The organism is Streptomyces sp. TLI_146 (assembly GCF_002846415.1).
In the GTDB taxonomy this organism is placed as follows: domain Bacteria; phylum Actinomycetota; class Actinomycetes; order Streptomycetales; family Streptomycetaceae; genus Streptomyces.
Window position 1 is genome coordinate 1,765,283 of sequence record NZ_PJMX01000001.1, and the last position, 16,434, is coordinate 1,781,716.

A 16,434-nucleotide genomic window follows, 5' to 3' on the forward strand; every position below is an offset into this window, starting at 1 on the left:
GGCCCACACTTCAGTGCTCGGTCATAGGCGCGAACCATGTCGGTTCATCGGTCATCGCCTGTTTGATCCGGAAGAGCGAGAACTCGTCCAGGCCCGGCAGCGCGTCGACCGGGAACCAGCCGACCTCCAGGGACTCGTCGTCGTTGACGCGCGCCTCGCCGCCCACGGCCCGGCACTTGAGGCAGATGTCCATGAACTGGCAGCGGTCGCCGTTGGGGTAGGTGACCGGGTGCAGCGCGTCCACCAGGACGACCTTCTCCACGACGCACCGCACGGCGGCCTCCTCGTACACCTCGCGCACGGCGGTCTCGGCGGGCTGCTCGCCGGGTTCCGGTATCCCGCCGATGATCGACCACTCGCCGGAGTCCACGCGTCGGCCGAGCAGCACCCGGCCCTCGTCGTCGAAGACGACGACGCTCACTCCCGGCAGGAACAGCAGCTGGTGGCCGGCCGAGGCCCGGATCTCGCGGATGAAGTCAGGTGTCGCCATACCTTCGACCCTACGAGACCGCGGCCCCGGCAGGAGTCGCGGCGTCGGTCTGCGGGGCGCGACGCGCGCGTACGGTACGGCTCACCGCCCAGCCGAGGCCCGCCGCCGCGAGCGCCACCAGGGTCCACTCGGGCGCGGTGGCGAGCCGGGTCGCCGGGGTCTCGGAGGAGCGCAGCGGCACCTTGGCGACGAGCGAGTCGGGCGTGAACATCCTGGTCTTCTGGACGACTTCCCCGTCGGGCATGATCACCGCGCTGACCCCGCTGGTGACCGGGACGGTGACGGTCCGGCTGTGCTCGACCGCGCGCACGCGAGACATGGCGAGCTGCTGGTAGGTCATCTCGCTGCGGTCGAAGGTCGCGTTGTTGCTCGGTACGGAGAGGATCTGCGCGCCATGGGTGACGGTGTCGCGCACGGCCCAGTCGAACGCCGCCTCGTAGCAGGTGGCGATGCCGACCTTGGTGCCCGCCATGTCGAACACACCGGGCTCGGTGCCGCGGCTGAAGTCCTGGCGGACCATGGAGACATAGCCCGGGCCGAACTGCTTGATGAGGCCGCGCAGCGGGATGTACTCGCCGAAGGGCTGGATCTGCCGCTTGTCGTAGGTGGCTCCGGGGCCCGTCCTCGGGTCCCACAGGACCTGCTCGTTGAAGAGCCGTCCGTCGGGGCGCTCGACGACCGCGCCCACCGAGATGGGCGCGCCGATCGCCCTGGCGGCCCGGTCGATGTCGGTGTACGCCTGGGCGTCGGTGTACGGGTCGACGTCCGAGGAGTTCTCCGGCCAGAGCACGAAGTCGGGCTTGGCGGCCTTGCCCGCCTTGACCCGGTCGGCGAGCCGCAGGGTCTCCTTCACGTGGTAGTTGAGCACCGCGCGGCGCTGCTCGTTGAAGTCCAGGCCCAGGCGCGGCACATTGCCCTGGATCACGGCGACGGTGGCGGTGCCGTGCTCGGCCGCGTCGCTGACCAGCGGGGTCGCGGCGAAGGCGGCGACGAGCGGGGCGAGCAGGGTGGCCAGGGCGGCGGCCGCGGCCCCCTTGCGTACGACACCGGTGGCGCGCAGGCGCAGCGCCTGGCGCACGCACTCGTACAGCCCGAAGCCGCAGAGCACGACGGCGAAGCCGAGGACGGGCGTGCCGCCCAGGGCGGCGAGCGGCAGGAACACCCCGTCCGCCTGGCCGAAGGCGAGCTTGCCCCAGGGGAAGCCGCCGAACGGCACGCGCGCGCGTGCCGCCTCGGAGGCGATCCACAGGGCCGCGCCCCACACCGGCCAGCCGGGCAGCCGCGAGACCACCGCGATCCCGGCGCCGGCGGCGGCGACCCCGATCGCCTCGATGGCCGCCAGGGCCAGCCACGGGCCGGGGCCGACCTCCACGCCCGTCCAGACGAGCAGCGGCAGCAGGAAGCCGAGCCCGAAGAGGTAGCCGAGGCCGGCTCCGGCCTTCCAGGTCCGCCCGCGCAGACACCAGCCGAACAGCGCGAACGCGGGCACCGCCAGCCACCACAGGGGCCGGGGCGGGAAGCTCAGGTAGAGGAGCACACCGGACAGCGCGGCCGTCGCGGGCCGTACGAGCCGGTGCAGCAGCCGACGGCCGCGCGAGGCGGTGGCGGGCTGCGGTTCGAGCTGCTCTGGCTCGGCTGTGGGGGTGGTGGTCGTGCTCACCCGGCGGAGTCTACGGCCGCGGGCTGTGCCTGTGTCAGACCGGTTCGTACAGTAACCGTCCATATGCGCACGATCACCGTCGTTGTGCGGGCGATTGCTACGTCCGTACGCGTACGGGTGTCGGAGCGGACCGCAGCCGGAACGTTTCCGCACGATCTGTACCCAGATCGTGTCCGGTCCCACTACGGTGTGCGAAGTCCGTCAGACGGCCGGGGGGCGGGGATGAGCGCATCGACAGGCCGGTCCGCCGCACCCGAGCGCCGGGCCGGGCCCGATCTCGTCGGCGTCCTGGTGCTGGGCACCTGCGCCGGCTGGTCGCTGGTCGCGGCGGCGGGGCGGGAGGCCCGGCCGGAGGGCGTGCTCCTCGCGGTGCTCGCGGTGGCCGCCGGGTACGCGCTGGGCCGGATCAGCGGCAGTCTGGTGCCCGTGGCGGCCGCGACCTGCGCCGCGACCGCGGGCCTGCTCCTGGCGTACGCCTCCAGGGACGGCGTCCCCGGCGCCACCGTGGACCCGCTCCCGGGCCACATCGGGGTCTCGGCCGCACTTCCCGCACTCGCGGCGGGTGCGGCCTGCTGCGGCGCCTGGGCGGCCGGTACGGCGGTCGTCCGCCTCGCGCTGCGGCTGCTCGCCGTGGGGTGCGCGGGCACGGCCCTCGCGCTGGGCTCGGCGGCGGGCTGCGCGGCGGCGCTCGGCGTACTGCTGTGCTCCCTGGCGGCGGCCCGGATGCGGCACCGGACGGTGGGCCTCGCGGGGCTCGCCGCGGTCGCCGCGCTGGTCGCGGTCGGGTCGGTCGCCGTGGCCGAGGACGTGCTGCCCGACGGGCTCACCGTCTCCTTGGAGGGCCAGCTCACGCCGGAGCGCGTGCTGCTGTGGCGGGACGCGGTGGAGCTGGCCGAGGAGCATCCCGTACGGGGAACCGGGCCGGACCGGTTCGGCGGCCTGAGCCCCGTGGCGCGGCAGTCCCCGGTCGCCGCCGGCAAGCCGCACTCCGCCCTGCTCCAGCAGGCGGCCGAGCAGGGCGCGGTGGGAGCCACGCTGCTCGGGGCCACCTACGGCTGGATCCTGTACGCGCTGTGGCGCTCGCCCCGGCGCACGCCCGTCGTCCTCACGGCGGGGGCCGCGCTCACCGCGCTGGCCGCGTTCGCCTGCGTCGGCAACGCGCTGAGCTTCACCCCGGTGACGATGGGCGCGGGCCTGCTGGCGGGCCTGGCCACGGCACGGCCGCCGGGGGACGGGCAGCAGGAGGCGGAGCGGGGTGTGGAGGTCGTGCACGCGCGGGGGTGAGCGAGCCTACGCGCGCGTGGGTGGTGGTGAGGTCTACGCGCGCGTAGGTGAGGAGGAAGGCGTACGCGCGCGTGGGTGACGGCAGTGAGGTGATCAGGCCTCGACGTGCTTGGTGGCGCCCAGCAGGCGCAGACGGTCGCGGATGACGCGGACCGCCGCCTCGGCGTCGTCCACCGTCACGGTGAAGACACGGCCGTCGCCGAGCCGCAGCACCAGGCCCTCGCCTCGGCGTACGACGACCGCGGTGCCCTTCTCGGGGCGCCAGCGGTAGCCCCAGCCGCCCCACTGGCGCGGGGTGACGCGGGGCGCGAAGTCCGCGCCCACCACGTCGTCGAGCGGGATCCGGCGGCGCGGCAGACCGATGTGGCCGCAGCGCACTTCGAGGGAGTCGTCATCGACCTTCACGGCCACATGGACGAAGGCGAGCGTTCCGTAGATCACCAGGAGCCCGGCCGCGACGCAGCCGATCACCGACATCAGCAGCGGGGCGATGCCGGACGTCCAATTGGAGTCGACGGCGAGCTCGACGCCGAGCGCCACACAGGCCGCGCCACCGGCGGCGAGCAGCCATTGGACGCGGTTGGTCGCGCGACCGGTCCAGAGCGCCGGCTGCGGGGCGAGCGCCGGAGCGCCACTGTCGCGCGCCGGGGGCTCGGGGGGAATTTCCCTCATGCCTAGCAGACTACTCAGAATCCACAGAAGCGGCAGTGACCCCACTCTCAGTGAGCGGGGCCACGTTCAGTGAGCGGGCGTGACCGCCTGGAGGAGCAGGCCTTCCGGGTAGCCGAGCGCGGGGTCGGGAAGCGTGGCGGTCCTGCCGCTGAGCAGCACGGTCACGCTGCCGGTGGGCGCCGCGCCGGGGGCGGCTTCCGCGCCGACCCGGCGCAGCGCCTGGGCGGCGACGGCCGACGCGCTGCCGTACAGACCGGGCGCGGACAGACCCGGCCGGCGCACAGCGGCTCGTACCCGCTCGGCGACGAGTTCGTAATGGGTGCAGCCCAGGACGACGTCCCTTACATCCCGGGGGGTCCGCTCGGCCGCCGCGGCGATGGCCAGCTCGATGGCGGGCTCGTCGCCGTGCTCGATCGCGTCCGCGAGCCCCGGGCAGGGGACCTCGGTGACCTCGACGCCCTCGGCGAACTCACGGATCAGCCCGCGCTGGTAGGGGCTGCCGGTGGTGGCCGGAGTGGCCCAGATGGCGACGGGTCCGCCACCGGCGGCGGCCGGCTTGATCGCCGGTACGGTCCCGATCACGGGGATCCGCGGCTCCAGTTCGGCGCGCAGCGCCACAAGGGCGTGCACCGAGGCGGTGTTGCAGGCCACGATCAGGGCGTCCGGACCGAGCTCGGCGGCGGCGCGCGCCACGGCGAGCGCGCGCTCGGTGACCTCCTCTGGCGTGTGCGGACCCCACGGCATGGTGTCCGGGGCGGAGGAGAGGACGAGGTCGGCGTCCGGCCGCAGCCGGCGCACGGCGGCGGCGGCCGCCAGCAGGCCGATTCCGGAGTCCATGAGCGCGATCTTCACCCGGTCACCATAGTCGACCGCCCTTGCGCACCCGCCCAGGTGGTGCAGACTGCGGCGGATGAGCGCCCTCGCATGGATCGCCGTGGTGTCACTGGCCTGCTGGCTCTGGCTGCTGCTCGGACAGGGCTTCTTCTGGCGGACGGACCAGCGTCTGCCCGACCGTTCCGCCCCGGTGGACTGGCCGTATGTCGCCGTCGTCGTACCGGCCAGGGACGAGGCGCAGGTACTGCCGCGCAGCCTGCCCACGCTGCTCGCCCAGGACTATCCGGGCGAGGCGGAGATCTTCCTGGTCGACGACGGCAGTTCGGACGGCACGGGTGAGCTGGCGCGGGCGCTGGCCGCGCGGGAGGAGTGCGCGCTGCCGCTGACCGTGGTCGAGCCGGGCGAGCCGGAGCCCGGCTGGACCGGGAAGCTGTGGGCGCTGCGCCAGGGCATCGCGCTGGCCCGCGCGCGCGAGCCCGAATACCTGCTGCTCACCGACGCCGACATCGCCCATGAGCCGGACAGCCTGCGGGAGTTGGTGGCCGCCGCCCGCTCCAACGGGCTCGACCTGGTGTCGCAGATGGCGCGGCTGCGCGTGGCGAGCGGCTGGGAGCGGCTGGTGGTGCCGGCCTTCGTCTACTTCTTCGCGCAGCTGTACCCCTTCCGCTGGATCAACACCCCCAGGGCGCGCACGGCGGCCGCCGCGGGCGGCTGCGTCCTGCTGCGGACGGAGGCCGCCGAGCGGGCGCGGATTCCGGAGTCGGTGCGACAGGCGGTCATCGACGACGTGTCGGTGGCGCGCGCGGTGAGCCGCTCGGGCGGGCGGATCTGGCTCGGCCTCGCGGAGCGCGTCGACAGCGTGCGCCCCTATCCGCGCCTCGCCGACCTGTGGCGCATGGTCGCGCGCAGCGCCTACGCCCAGCTGCGGCACAGCCCGGCCCTGCTGCTCGGGACGGTGGCGGGGCTCGCGCTCATCTACCTCGCTCCCCCGGTCGCGCTCTTCGCCGGGATGGCGCGGGACGACTCCGTGGCGGGCTGGGCGGGCGGGCTGGCGTGGCTGGTGATGGCCGGGACGTACGTACCGATGCTGCGGTACTACCGGCAGCCGCTGCTGCTCGCGCCGCTGCTGCCGTTCACCGCGCTGCTGTACCTGCTGATGACGGTGGACTCCGCCGTCCAGCACTACCGGGGGCGCGGGGCCGCGTGGAAGGGGCGCACGTATGCGCGCCCGGAGGCGACACCGGACCGGTGAGCCGGTTCGGGCCGCCTCGCTCCAGCTCGCCGCGGCCGCCCGAACCGCGCCCACGCGCGCGTCATTTGCGGCCGGGTGTCCAGTTCATGCCCCACCCGTACTCCTTGTCGATGGTGCGCTGCGGGCTGACTCCGCGCGCGGGCACCAGGTAGCGGGCCTCGCGCTGGACGACGAGGTCGCCCCCGTTGTTGGTGAGCAGCGCGAGGGCGCAGACCGTGGAGGGCACGGTGCACTCGTCGAGCGAGAAGTCGATGGCCGCCCCGTGCTGGGGCTGGAGGGTGACCGTGGCGTGCAGGTCGGCGAAGCTGCGCGCGCCCTCGTAGATCGTCACGAAGATCAGCACGCGGCGGAGCTGGTCCTTGTGGTCGAGGTTGACCGTGAGGTTCTCGCCGGACGTGACGGCGCCGGTGCGGTCGTCGCCGTCGAGGTGGATGTACGGGGGGCGGCTGAGCGAGCCGAAGGCGTTGCCCAGCGCCTGCACGACACCCTTGCGGCCGTCCGCGAGCTCGTAGAGGGCGCACAGGTCGAGGTCGAGATCGGCGTGGTTGGCGACGGCACGCCCGAGCTTGGCGCCCCAGCCGCTGAACTGCTTGCGCACCTGCCAGTTGAGGTTGACCCGCAGCGCCCCCGAGCTGCCGCCCTGCTTGGCCAGCGAGACCGTGGGGGCCGCCTTGGTCAGGGTCACCTTGGACAGGCGTACCGGGGCGGGCGCGGGCGGCGCGGCGGGAGTCGGCGGAGCGGCCGCCGGGAAGGCGGGGGCGGTCGTCGCGGGTGCGGGGGCGGGCGGAGCCGGCGGGGCGGCCGCCGGGACCGGGGCCGGGACCCGGGCCGGGCGGTCGACCGTGATGCCGAAGTCCGTGGCCAGCCCTTCGAGTCCGGAGTCGTATCCCTGCCCCACCGCCCGGAACTTCCACGCGCCCTGGCGCCGGTAGAGCTCGCCCAGGATGAACGCCGTCTCCACCGTCGCGTCCGCGCTGTCGAAGCGGGCGAGCTCCGCGCCGCTCGCCGCGTCCAGGACCCGGATGCGCAGCCCCGGCACGCGGCCAAACGTTCCTCCGTCGGCGGAGGCGGCGAGCACCACGCGCTCCACGTCGGGCTCCACGCGCGCGAGGTCGACGGACAGCGTGTCCGTGACGCCCTCGGGCGAGCTCTGCTTGCCCTCGTGCCGCACCGCGCCGGAGGCGTGCGCGGGCTGGTTGTAGAAGACGAAGTCCGCGTCGGAGCGGACCTTCCCGGTGCCCGAGGCGATCAGCAGGGCCGAGGCGTCGGCATCCGGCACCCCGGGGCCGGAACGCCAGGCCAATTCGACGCGTACGGCCGGCGCCGGCACCGGAACATTGGACCCTTTAAGCATGGACATGCTCGCCCCCATCGCGAGTCGGGGTGCCGAAAGATTTTCCGCACCGTCAACCTAAACCCCGCCGGACGTTCCGGCACCCGCCGGTAACCCCTCCCGAGCTCGGCCTTTACAGGATCCGTACGCTCCCGGGCGACCGATTTTCCCATGTTCGCTCGCATTGGGGACGTGCGGTCACTCCGAACCCGTAAAACAACCCTCTTATCGGGCTCCACAACGACCACATCGTGGGCTTAACTTATGTGCCATGACCTCCCCCCGCTCCACCTATGGCGGCGGTTACTACTCCGCGCCGTCCTTCCCGGACACCCCCATCTACGACTCCCTCGTCGCAGAGCGGGGCACGCCTCAGATCGCCCCGATCCGAGTGCCTTCCCTGTACGACACCGGCAGCAGCTATCTGCCGGCCCTCCCGGCCGCGCTCCCCGCCCTGCCCGCCGGCCCCTCCCAGCAGCCCGCGTACGCCTCGTCGTACGGCTACCAGCAGGCGCCGCAGCCGATGCCGCTGCAACAGGCGCCCGCGCCCTACATCCCGCAGCAGACCGGGGCCCCGCGCGGCTACCCGGGCCCGCAGGCCCAGCAGCAGCGCCCGATGGGCCCGACCGGCTACGAGGCGATGCGCCCGGCGGCGGCCCCGCGCCCCGCGCCCGCCCCGGCGCCGTACGACGGCTACAACCAGCCGTACCAGAACACGGGGTACTGAGCGGGGCCGCCCGCGGCTCCGCCGCGTTCGACCTGATGTCCGAGGCGGCTGGCAGGATTGACTCATGGAGAGTCCGATTCAGCCCGTCGTGCGGCACATCAACGTCTACCCCGTCAAGTCGGTCGGGGGGTACCGACTCGACGAGGTGCCGGTCGAACCGTGGGGTCCGGCCGGCGACCGCCGCTGGATGGTCGTCGACGCCGCCGGGAAGGCCGTGACCCAACGCGAGCAGGCGCGGCTCGCGTTGGCCGCCGCCCGTGCGCTGCCGGACGGCTCCGTCCGGCTGTCCGCGCCCGGCCGGGAGGATCTGACCGTCGCCGTGCCCGAGCCGATCGGCGCGAGCGCGGTGACGCTCTTCGGCAAGAAGGTCGAGGCGATAGCCGCCGACGAGAGCGCACACCAGTGGTTCAGCGACCACCTCGGGGTGGAGGTCAGGCTGGTCCACCTCGACGATCCCGCGACCCGGCGGCCGATCGACCCGGACTTCGCGCTGCCGGGCGAGACGGTGAGCTTCGCCGACGGCTTCCCGCTCCTGGTCGCCACCACCGCCTCGCTGGACGCGCTGAACTCACTGATCGCGCGGGGCGGTCATCCGCACGAGGGCCCGCTCCCGATGAACCGGTTCCGCCCCAACGTGGTCGTCGACGGCACCGAGGCGTGGGCCGAGGACCACTGGTCGCGGATCGCGATAGGCGAGGTCGTCTTCCGGGTCGCCAAGCCCTGCGGGCGCTGTGTCATCACCACCACGGACCAGGCGAGCGCCGAGCGCGGCCGGGAGCCGCTGCGCACCCTGGGCCGCCACCGCCGCTTCGGCACGCAGCTGGTGTTCGGGCAGAACGTCGTCCCGGAGCGCACCGGCGTCATCCGCACCGGTGATCCCGTGCGCGTTCTCGCGTAAGCCGCCCGTCCGCGGGAACTCGTGGGGACAGCGGACGCGTTGTGCGGGAGGGGGCTCGGGTGACGTTGCTCTCTCTTGGGCCCGCTCGCGCGTAGGGCGCACCGCAGGGGGCCAGGACGCAAGCGGAAGGGGGTGCGATTCAGTGCGATCCGCAGTGGGGGTGTGGCGTTGGCGGAAGAACCCCTTACGCCGCCGTACGGATCTCGTGGAGGCATGGGTGGCGCTGGCCGCCCTGGTGCTGATGGTGCTGGTCTCGCCGGTGCTCGGCGGCCTGTGCGGGGCGCGCACCGACCGTGCGCTGCAGCGCACGGTGACCAGGGAGCAGCGCGAGCGCCACGCGACGACGGCGGTGGTGCTCCACCAGGCGCACGAGCGCAGCGCGCTCGCCGACGCCGAGGGAGTGGGCGGCCGCGAGGGCCGCGTCCGGGTGGTGGCCAACTGGACGGCGTACGACGGCACTCTCCACACCGGCACGGTCGCCGCCCCCAGGCGATCTGCCCCCGCGGGCTCCACCTTCCGCATATGGACGGACGACCGGGGCAGGCGCACCAGCCGCCCCCTGGACTCCACCACCGCGCACGCGCACGCGGTGTTCGCCGGGTTCGGCGCGGCCTTGGCGGCGACCGGCCTCGTCGAGGGCATACGACGGCTTGTCGTATGGCGTCTGATGCGACGGCGGTATGCCCGTCTCGACCGCGCCTGGGCCGGATACGGTCCGGACTGGGGCCGGGCGGGAGCAGGCAGCTGACCGGTCAACTCACGGGCCTCGCGCGCGCTACGGTGGACCATCAGTCGCACGTACAGCGTTCGCACGCACGAGGTGGGGGCACAGCAGCGCCATGGCTCAGGGCACGGTCCAGGTAACCCACACGGGCACTTCGAGGTGGCGGCGCCGCACCGGTGAATACGCCTCGCTCGCCGCTGCCCTGGAGGCCGCCGCGGACGGCGACGTCCTCACGGTCGCGCCCGGCACCTACCGCGAGAACCTGGTCATGCGCCGGGCCGTGACCCTGCGCGGCCCGGAGGGCTCGGCCGGATCGGTGCGGATCGCGCCGGTCGACGGCGTGCCGCTGACCGTGCGCGCCTCCGCCACCGTGCTCGATCTCCAGATCGAGGGGCAGGACGCGGCGGCGCCCGCCCTGCTGATCGAGGACGGCGCGCCCGAGCTGTGCGATCTGCGGGTGGTGACCCGTTCGGCGGTCGGCATCGAGGTGCGCGGCGCGGCCCGCCCCACGGTCCGGCGCTGCACGGTGGACAACCCCGGCGGGGTCGGCATCGGTGTACTGGACGGCGCGGGCGGTCTGTTCGAGGAGTGCGAGGTGGTGGCGGCCGGCCAGTCGGGCGTCTCGGTCCGCGCGGGCGCCCACCCCCGCCTGGAGCGCTGCCGGGTGCACCACGCCTCGGGCGCGGGCCTGTCGGTGACCGGCGAGGGCACCGGCCTCGAAGCGCTGGGCTGCGAGGTGTACGAGATCAAGGGCGCCGGGGTGCAGATCGCCGCGCGCGCCACCGCCCACCTCACCGACTGCACGGTGCACCGCACCTCGGCGGACGGGGTCACGCTCGACACGGACGCGGTGCTCACGCTCGCCGACTGCGACATCCACGACATCCCCGAGAACGCGGTGGACCTGCGCTCCCGCTCGGTGCTCACCCTCACCCGCTCGGCGGTGCGCAGCTTCGGCCGCAACGGCCTGTCGGTGTGGGACCCGGGCACCCGGGTGGACGCCAACCAGTGCGAGATCCACGACAGTACGGGCGACTATCCGGCGGTGTGGGTCAGCGACGGCGCCACCGCGGTCCTTGAGGCGTGCCGCGTCCACGACGTGCCGGACGCGCTGTTCGTCCTGGACCGGGGCTCGCGCGCCGACGTCGTCGACAGCGACATCTCGCAGGTGCGCAACACCGCGGTCTCGGTGAGCGACGGCGCCACCGCGCAGCTCGACGACTGCCGGATCAGAGAGGTTTCCACGGGCGCCTGGTTCCGCGACCACGGCAGCGGCGGCACACTCGCCAACTGCACCATCGACGCGGCGCAGACCGGCGTGATCGTCACCAAGGGCGCCGACCCGCGCATCGAGCGCTGCACGGTCACCGCGCCCGCCGAGGCCGGGTTCTATGTCTCGGCCGAGGGCCGGGGCACCTTCCACGGCTGCCGGGTGACCGGCAGCGGGGGCTACGGCTTCCATGTGGTGGACGGCTGCCGTACGACGCTGACCCGCTGCCGTACGGAACGCTGCGCGCGCGGTGGGTACGAGTTCGGCGAGGACGGGCCGGTCGCCGAGGAGTGCACCAGCGACGAGAGCGGGGTGCGGCCCGGGGCGCCGGAGCCGCCCGCCGTCCAGACCGCCACCCAGACGATGGGCCTGCTCTCCACGCTCCCGGGGCAGCGCCCGACCGAGGCCCCGGCCGTGTCCGCCGAGGAGCCCGCCCGCTCCTCGCAGGACGTCCTGGGCGAACTGGACGCGCTGGTGGGCCTGGAGAGCGTCAAGCGCGAGGTGCGGGCGCTCACCGACATGATCGAGGTGGGCCGCAAGCGGCAGCGGGCCGGGCTCAAGGCCGCCTCGGTCCGCCGCCATCTGGTCTTCACCGGCTCCCCCGGCACCGGCAAGACCACGGTCGCCCGGCTCTACGGGGAGATCCTGGCGTCGCTGGGCGTCCTGGAGCGCGGGCACCTGGTCGAGGTGTCCCGCGTCGACCTGGTCGGCGAGCACATCGGGTCGACCGCGATCCGCACCCAGGAGGCGTTCGACCGGGCGCGCGGCGGAGTGCTGTTCATCGACGAGGCGTACGCGCTCTCGCCCGAGGACTCCGGACGGGACTTCGGCCGGGAAGCGATCGACACCCTGGTGAAGCTGATGGAGGACCACCGCGAGGCGGTGGTGGTGATCGTCGCGGGGTACACGGCGGAGATGGAACGCTTCCTCAGGGTCAACCCCGGGGTGGCGTCCCGGTTCTCACGGACCATCACCTTCAGCGACTACGACCCGGACGAGCTGCTCAGGATCGTGGAGCAGCAGGCCGAGGAGCACGAGTACCGGCTGGGCAGCGGGACGGCCGAGGCGCTCCTGAAGTACTTCACGGCACTGCCCAAGGGTCCGGCGTTCGGCAACGGCCGCACCGCACGCCAGACGTTCGAGTCGATGGTGGAGCGGCACGCGGGCCGGGTCGCCCAGTTCGCCGACGCCAGCCCGGACGACCTGAGCCTGCTGTACGCGGACGACCTGCCCGAACTGCCCTGAGCGACAAGCATCCTTGACGGTACGTCAGCGCTGGTGCGGGAGCGCCGGTGCCAGTTCGCCGAGGAGTGCGGTGCGCTCCTCGGCGAAGACCGGGTCGGCCTGGTAGTCCGAGTGGGCCAGGATCGGCGCGGGCAGCGGCTGCCGCTTCGTACGGCCGAAGGCGAGCGGGTCGAGGAGCGGGCCCCGGTCCACGTTGGTGCCGGGCAGGACCGGACCGCCTATCGGGTCGGTGGCCCGCCACAGGTTGCGCCAGCAGTGCAGCTCCCGGTGGAGTGCGGTCAGCTCCGGGCGCCCGAAGTACGCGGGGAACCAGCGCCCGTACAGCCGCTCCAGGGGCGAGCCGTAGGTGAGCAGTGCGACGCTGCGGCGGGTGCGGGCGGGCAGCTGCCACACGGCGGCGGCCGCCAGGACGCTGCCCTGGGAGTGGCCGGAGATGACCAGTCGGCCGCCGGCGGTGCGTCCGATCCAGGTGTTCATCCGCCAGGCGAGGTCCGGCACGGCCCTCTCGGCGTAGCAGGGCGGGGCGAACGGATGGGCCGCGCGGGGCCAGAACGTGCCCACGTCCCACAGGATGCCGATGGTGCGCCGGGCCGAGGCGTCCTTGTAGGCGCGCCGGCCCCAGGTGACGAAGAGCAGGAAGCCGAGACCGGTGAACCAGGAGCCGAGCGCCTGCGCGGTGTCGGCGGCCGAGGCGACCGCGTCCGGCGCGTCGGCCGCCGCCCGGCCGGGCACCTGCCCGGTGGTCCAGGAGCCCGCGAGCGCGCCCGCGCCGAGCAGCAGCGTGGCCGCGCCGACGATGCCGAGGAAGGCGGGCGCGCGGTCGGTGAGCCCGGCCATCGCACGGGCGTGGGCGATCCGCCGGGAGCGGGCGGCGTCCGGGCGCTCGCCCGGGTAGTCCGCCAGCAGCCCCGGCTCCTGGGCGCGCGCGGTGCGCCAGGTGCACCACGCGAACCAGGCGACGGCCGGGACAAGGAGCGCGAGCAGGGCCGGGATCACCGAGGCCTGCCAGGTCAGCAGCGGCGGCGGCCCCTGGAAGACGTCGCGGGCCGCGCCGGGCGTGCCGGAGCCGTCCAGCCAGTCGGCCACGCGCTGGGCGATCCCGCCGGTCATCACTCCCCCGAGCGCGCACGCCAGCAGCGCGACGGCGGGGCCGCCGAGTCCGGACAGTGCGGTACGGGAGTCGTGCGCGCGGCGCCGCAGCACGAGCGCGACCCCGGCGAGCAGGACGACCAGGACGCCCTGGGCGAGGGCGATGACCCCGAAGGTGCGGTCGCCCGGGAGCGTGGAGTGCGAGGCCCAGCCGGGCCGCTCCCACGACGCGTACACCATCGACAGGACGAGCAGGCCGAGGGCGGCGGCGGGCAGGAACGCGATGACGGCCCGGTCCAGGTGCTCGTCGAGGAGCGACTCGCTGCGGCCCCGGCCGCACACCACGCCCACCACGAAGGCCGCGCCCACGAGGAGAGCCGCCGTCAGGAGCCAGCCGAGGGCGTCGAGCGCGGTGCCCTGGGCGGCCCGGTCGTGGCGGGCGGCGGCCCCGGTGACGGCCGCGGCGACGGTGAGGAACCCGGCGGCGGTGTGCGCGGCGCGCAGCCGGGCGACCAGGCGCCGCCCGTACCAGAAGCCGGGGCGGCTCAGGGCGGGTGCGTCCGGCTCGTCGTCGTCGCCCGCGGCGCCGAGCGGCTGCTGCGACTCGTACGCGCTCCAGGTGCGGTTGGACAGGTACCAGAGCAGCCCGGTCAGGGCGGCGGGGACCAGTGCGGCCAGCGCGAGGCGGCGGCCGGGCGGGCTCCACCAGCCGTGCCGCGCGGGCGACAGGAAGCCGAGCCAGGACTTCCCGTCGGCGCAGTCCGCCGAGCCCGCGCACTGCCAGGCGGCCAGATCGAGCGCGACCTCGCAGGCGGCGGCGGTGAGCAGCACGGTCAGGCTGAGCGCGACGAGCCGCACCAGCACCCCGTAGAGCCGCGCCGCCCGCGCGGCGTCCTCGGCCGGCGGGCGCATCCAGTGGGCGAGGTTGACCACCATGAACGGCAGGAGCAGCAGCCACAGGGCGCGGGCGCCGTTGCCGGAGGTGAGGTTGGCCCAGCAGTACGCCTCGGGGACGGGCCGGTCGCGGTAGCGCTCGGGGTGGTCCTCGGCGTCGGCGTCCTCGGTGCGGCGGAAGACGGCGGCGGTCTCGTCGCCGGTGACCCGGACCGTACGCGGGTCGTCGAGCATGGACTGCGGGGTGGCCCCACCGACGCCGTGGACGAGCAGTTCGAGCGCGGGCCCGCCGTCGTCGGCGGCCGGTGTGGCACGGGACACTTCTGTGACTCGCTCTCATGGTGGGAGGATCGGCGGCGGGACGCGGCGGGGGCGGTCGTGCGGAGCGCGGATCGTGCGGTCGGGCGTCGTGCGCGGGCCCCGGCGCGGGGGCCGCGGCGTGCGGGTTCTTCAGGATCTCGGATCGCGGGCCGGAGTGCGGTGTCCTCACGGAATCTCCCCGTGACAGGATTCGGATGTACGGCGACGACATGTACGGCGACGCGGAAGGACCGACCCGGCGGTGACCGACAACCAGAACCTGCTCGCGGAGCAGCGTCGCGCCCTGATCCTCGACGAGGTCAGACGGCGTGGCGGTGTCCGGGTCAATGAGCTCACCCGGAAGCTCAACGTCTCGGACATGACGGTGCGCCGGGACCTGGACGCGCTGGCCCGGCAGGGCGTGATCGAGAAGGTGCACGGCGGCGCGGTGCCGGTGGTCGAGGCCTCCACGCACGAGCCCGGCTTCGAGGCCAAGTCGGGCCTGGAGCTGAGCGCCAAGGAGGACATCGCGCGCGCGGCGGCCGCGATGGCCGTGCCGGGCAGCGCGATCGCGCTCTCCGGCGGTACGACGACGTACGCCCTGGCGCACCGCCTTCTGGACGTGCCGGATCTGACGGTGGTGACCAACTCGGTGCGGGTCGCGGACGTCTTCCACGCGGCGCAGCGGGCCGCGGGCAACGGCGGGAACCGGCCGGGCGCGGCGACCGTGGTGCTCACCGGCGGGGTGCGCACCCCGTCGGACTCGCTCGTGGGGCCGGTCGCGGACCAGGCGATCCGCTCGCTCCACTTCGACGTGCTCTTCCTCGGGGTGCACGGCATCTCGGTGGAGGCGGGTCTGTCCACGCCGAACCTGGCGGAGGCGGAGACCAACCGCCGGTTCGTGCAGTCCGCGCGGCGGGTCGTGGTGGTCGCGGACCACACCAAGTGGGGGACGGTGGGGCTGAGTTCGTTCGCCTCGCTGGAGGAGGTGCACACGCTGGTGACGGACTCGGGGCTGTCCGACGCCGCGCGCGAGGAGATGGCCGAGCACCTGCCGGGGCTGCTGGTGGCGGGCGAGGACGACGCCGAGGTGGACGTGGCCCCCGCCGAAGACATCTGACGGACCGCCAGTTAAGGTGTGCGGGCTCGCTGCTGACCGCCCGTTTCCCGTCCCCACCGATCGCTGGAGGTGCGGCCCGATGGCTCGCCGACTCCGTCCCGTGGAGCTCGACTTCGTCGAGACCGCGCCCCTGCGCCTCGTCTTCGCCGCCGAGGCGGCCGCGTCGGCGGACGCCCTCTACCGCGCGCTCGCCGTCGAGACCGAGGCCTGGCCCGAATGGTTCGCGGCCGTGACCCGCGCGCGGGCCACCGACGGCGGCCGGGAGGTGCGGCTGAAGGGCGGCACCCGGTTCGAGGAGACGGTGATGGCCGCCGAGCCCTCCGCGCGCTACGCCTACCGGGTCGACGTCACCAACGCCCCCGGCCCGCATGCCCTGTTGGAGGAGTGGCGGCTCACCCCGACGGATGGCGGCACCCAGGTGCAGTGGACCTTCGCGGCGGCGGGCGGCGCGCCCTTCCGGTTCGCGCTGCGGTTGGGGAAGCCGGGCCTGGGACGGGCGTTCCGCGACGCGGTGACGGCGCTGGACCGCCGGCTGGCCGCGCCGGGCGGCGGACCGGGGACAGCGGCCTCGTAGATCCGGGCCGCCCGACCGCCCCCACCGCCTTCCGGCCCGACTGGCCGCTTCCAGCCCCGCGCTCCCCG

General features: G+C 74.2%; 13 protein-coding genes and 1 pseudogene. 8 read left to right on the plus strand and 6 right to left on the minus strand.

What is annotated here, in order from left to right:
- Positions 1–10 precede the first annotated feature (10 nt).
- On the minus strand, positions 11–490 hold the full coding sequence (locus BX283_RS08010) for an NUDIX domain-containing protein (protein WP_101386949.1): 480 nt from the start codon (positions 488–490) through the stop codon (positions 11–13).
- A gap of 10 nt (positions 491–500) precedes the next feature.
- Complete coding sequence (gene lnt / locus BX283_RS08015) at positions 501–2,150, minus strand: apolipoprotein N-acyltransferase (protein WP_257582222.1); 1,650 nt, start codon at positions 2,148–2,150, stop codon at positions 501–503.
- Positions 2,151–2,372: 222 nt separating this feature from the next.
- On the opposite strand from lnt, the gene BX283_RS08020 reads away from it, so the two are divergent.
- On the plus strand, positions 2,373–3,434 hold the full coding sequence (locus tag BX283_RS08020; protein WP_101386951.1) for an O-antigen ligase: 1,062 nt from the start codon (positions 2,373–2,375) through the stop codon (positions 3,432–3,434).
- A 93-nt stretch (positions 3,435–3,527) separates the two neighbouring features.
- Here the strand turns inward: BX283_RS08020 and BX283_RS08025 are convergent, their stop codons facing one another.
- A complete protein-coding gene (locus BX283_RS08025; protein WP_257582224.1) occupies positions 3,528–4,106 on the minus strand; it encodes a hypothetical protein in 579 nt (192 codons plus the stop codon).
- A gap of 66 nt (positions 4,107–4,172) precedes the next feature.
- Complete coding sequence (locus BX283_RS08030) at positions 4,173–4,958, minus strand: glutamate racemase (protein ID WP_101386952.1); 786 nt, start codon at positions 4,956–4,958, stop codon at positions 4,173–4,175.
- Positions 4,959–5,016: 58 nt separating this feature from the next.
- Here BX283_RS08030 and BX283_RS08035 point away from each other — a divergent pair, with 58 nt between their 5' ends.
- Positions 5,017–6,192 (plus strand): glycosyltransferase, encoded by a 1,176-nt coding sequence (locus tag BX283_RS08035; RefSeq protein WP_101386953.1) that lies wholly within the window; start codon positions 5,017–5,019, stop codon positions 6,190–6,192.
- A gap of 61 nt (positions 6,193–6,253) precedes the next feature.
- Here BX283_RS08035 and BX283_RS08040 read toward each other — a convergent pair whose 3' ends face one another.
- Positions 6,254–7,564: a TerD family protein gene (locus BX283_RS08040; protein ID WP_101386954.1), complete on the minus strand. Its 1,311-nt coding sequence runs from the start codon at positions 7,562–7,564 to the stop codon at positions 6,254–6,256.
- A 232-nt stretch (positions 7,565–7,796) separates the two neighbouring features.
- Here BX283_RS08040 and BX283_RS08045 point away from each other — a divergent pair, with 232 nt between their 5' ends.
- The 4 genes from BX283_RS08045 to BX283_RS08060 all read left to right on the plus strand — a co-directional run bounded on the left by BX283_RS08045 (position 7,797) and on the right by BX283_RS08060 (position 12,389).
- Positions 7,797–8,252, plus strand: coding sequence for a DUF6643 family protein (locus tag BX283_RS08045; RefSeq protein ID WP_101386955.1), 456 nt, complete (start codon positions 7,797–7,799; stop codon positions 8,250–8,252).
- A 64-nt stretch (positions 8,253–8,316) separates the two neighbouring features.
- Positions 8,317–9,150 carry an MOSC domain-containing protein gene (locus BX283_RS08050; RefSeq protein WP_101386956.1) on the plus strand — a complete coding sequence of 278 codons (834 nt, stop codon included), beginning with the start codon at positions 8,317–8,319 and terminating at the stop codon, positions 9,148–9,150.
- 205 nt (positions 9,151–9,355) lie between these two features.
- Positions 9,356–9,898 (plus strand): hypothetical protein, encoded by a 543-nt coding sequence (locus BX283_RS08055; protein ID WP_306822793.1) that lies wholly within the window; start codon positions 9,356–9,358, stop codon positions 9,896–9,898.
- Positions 9,899–9,989: 91 nt separating this feature from the next.
- Positions 9,990–12,389: a right-handed parallel beta-helix repeat-containing protein gene (locus BX283_RS08060; RefSeq protein WP_101386958.1), complete on the plus strand. Its 2,400-nt coding sequence runs from the start codon at positions 9,990–9,992 to the stop codon at positions 12,387–12,389.
- Here BX283_RS08060 and BX283_RS08065 read toward each other — a convergent pair.
- Positions 12,362–14,693, minus strand: a pseudogene (locus tag BX283_RS08065) (hypothetical protein); the annotation flags it as partial. The gene BX283_RS08060 and the pseudogene BX283_RS08065 overlap by 28 nt on opposite strands.
- Before the next feature lie 241 nt (positions 14,694–14,934).
- On the opposite strand from BX283_RS08065, the gene BX283_RS08070 reads away from it, so the two are divergent.
- Positions 14,935–15,792: a DeoR/GlpR family DNA-binding transcription regulator gene (locus tag BX283_RS08070; RefSeq protein ID WP_101386960.1), complete on the plus strand. Its 858-nt coding sequence runs from the start codon at positions 14,935–14,937 to the stop codon at positions 15,790–15,792.
- Between the two features lie 79 nt (positions 15,793–15,871).
- A complete protein-coding gene (locus BX283_RS08075; protein WP_101386961.1) occupies positions 15,872–16,366 on the plus strand; it encodes an SRPBCC family protein in 495 nt (164 codons plus the stop codon).
- The last annotated feature ends 68 nt before the right edge of the window (positions 16,367–16,434 follow it).

Coding starts and splice junctions, on each gene's coding strand:
- BX283_RS08010 (WP_101386949.1), bottom strand. CDS start 490: ATGGCGACACCTGACTTCATCCGCGAGATCCGGGCCTCGGCCGGCCAC.
- BX283_RS08020 (WP_101386951.1), top strand. CDS start 2,373: ATGAGCGCATCGACAGGCCGGTCCGCCGCACCCGAGCGCCGGGCCGGG.
- BX283_RS08025 (WP_257582224.1), bottom strand. CDS start 4,106: ATGAGGGAAATTCCCCCCGAGCCCCCGGCGCGCGACAGTGGCGCTCCG.
- BX283_RS08035 (WP_101386953.1), top strand. CDS start 5,017: ATGAGCGCCCTCGCATGGATCGCCGTGGTGTCACTGGCCTGCTGGCTC.
- BX283_RS08040 (WP_101386954.1), bottom strand. CDS start 7,564: ATGGGGGCGAGCATGTCCATGCTTAAAGGGTCCAATGTTCCGGTGCCG.
- BX283_RS08045 (WP_101386955.1), top strand. CDS start 7,797: ATGACCTCCCCCCGCTCCACCTATGGCGGCGGTTACTACTCCGCGCCG.
- BX283_RS08050 (WP_101386956.1), top strand. CDS start 8,317: ATGGAGAGTCCGATTCAGCCCGTCGTGCGGCACATCAACGTCTACCCC.
- BX283_RS08060 (WP_101386958.1), top strand. CDS start 9,990: ATGGCTCAGGGCACGGTCCAGGTAACCCACACGGGCACTTCGAGGTGG.
- BX283_RS08075 (WP_101386961.1), top strand. CDS start 15,872: ATGGCTCGCCGACTCCGTCCCGTGGAGCTCGACTTCGTCGAGACCGCG.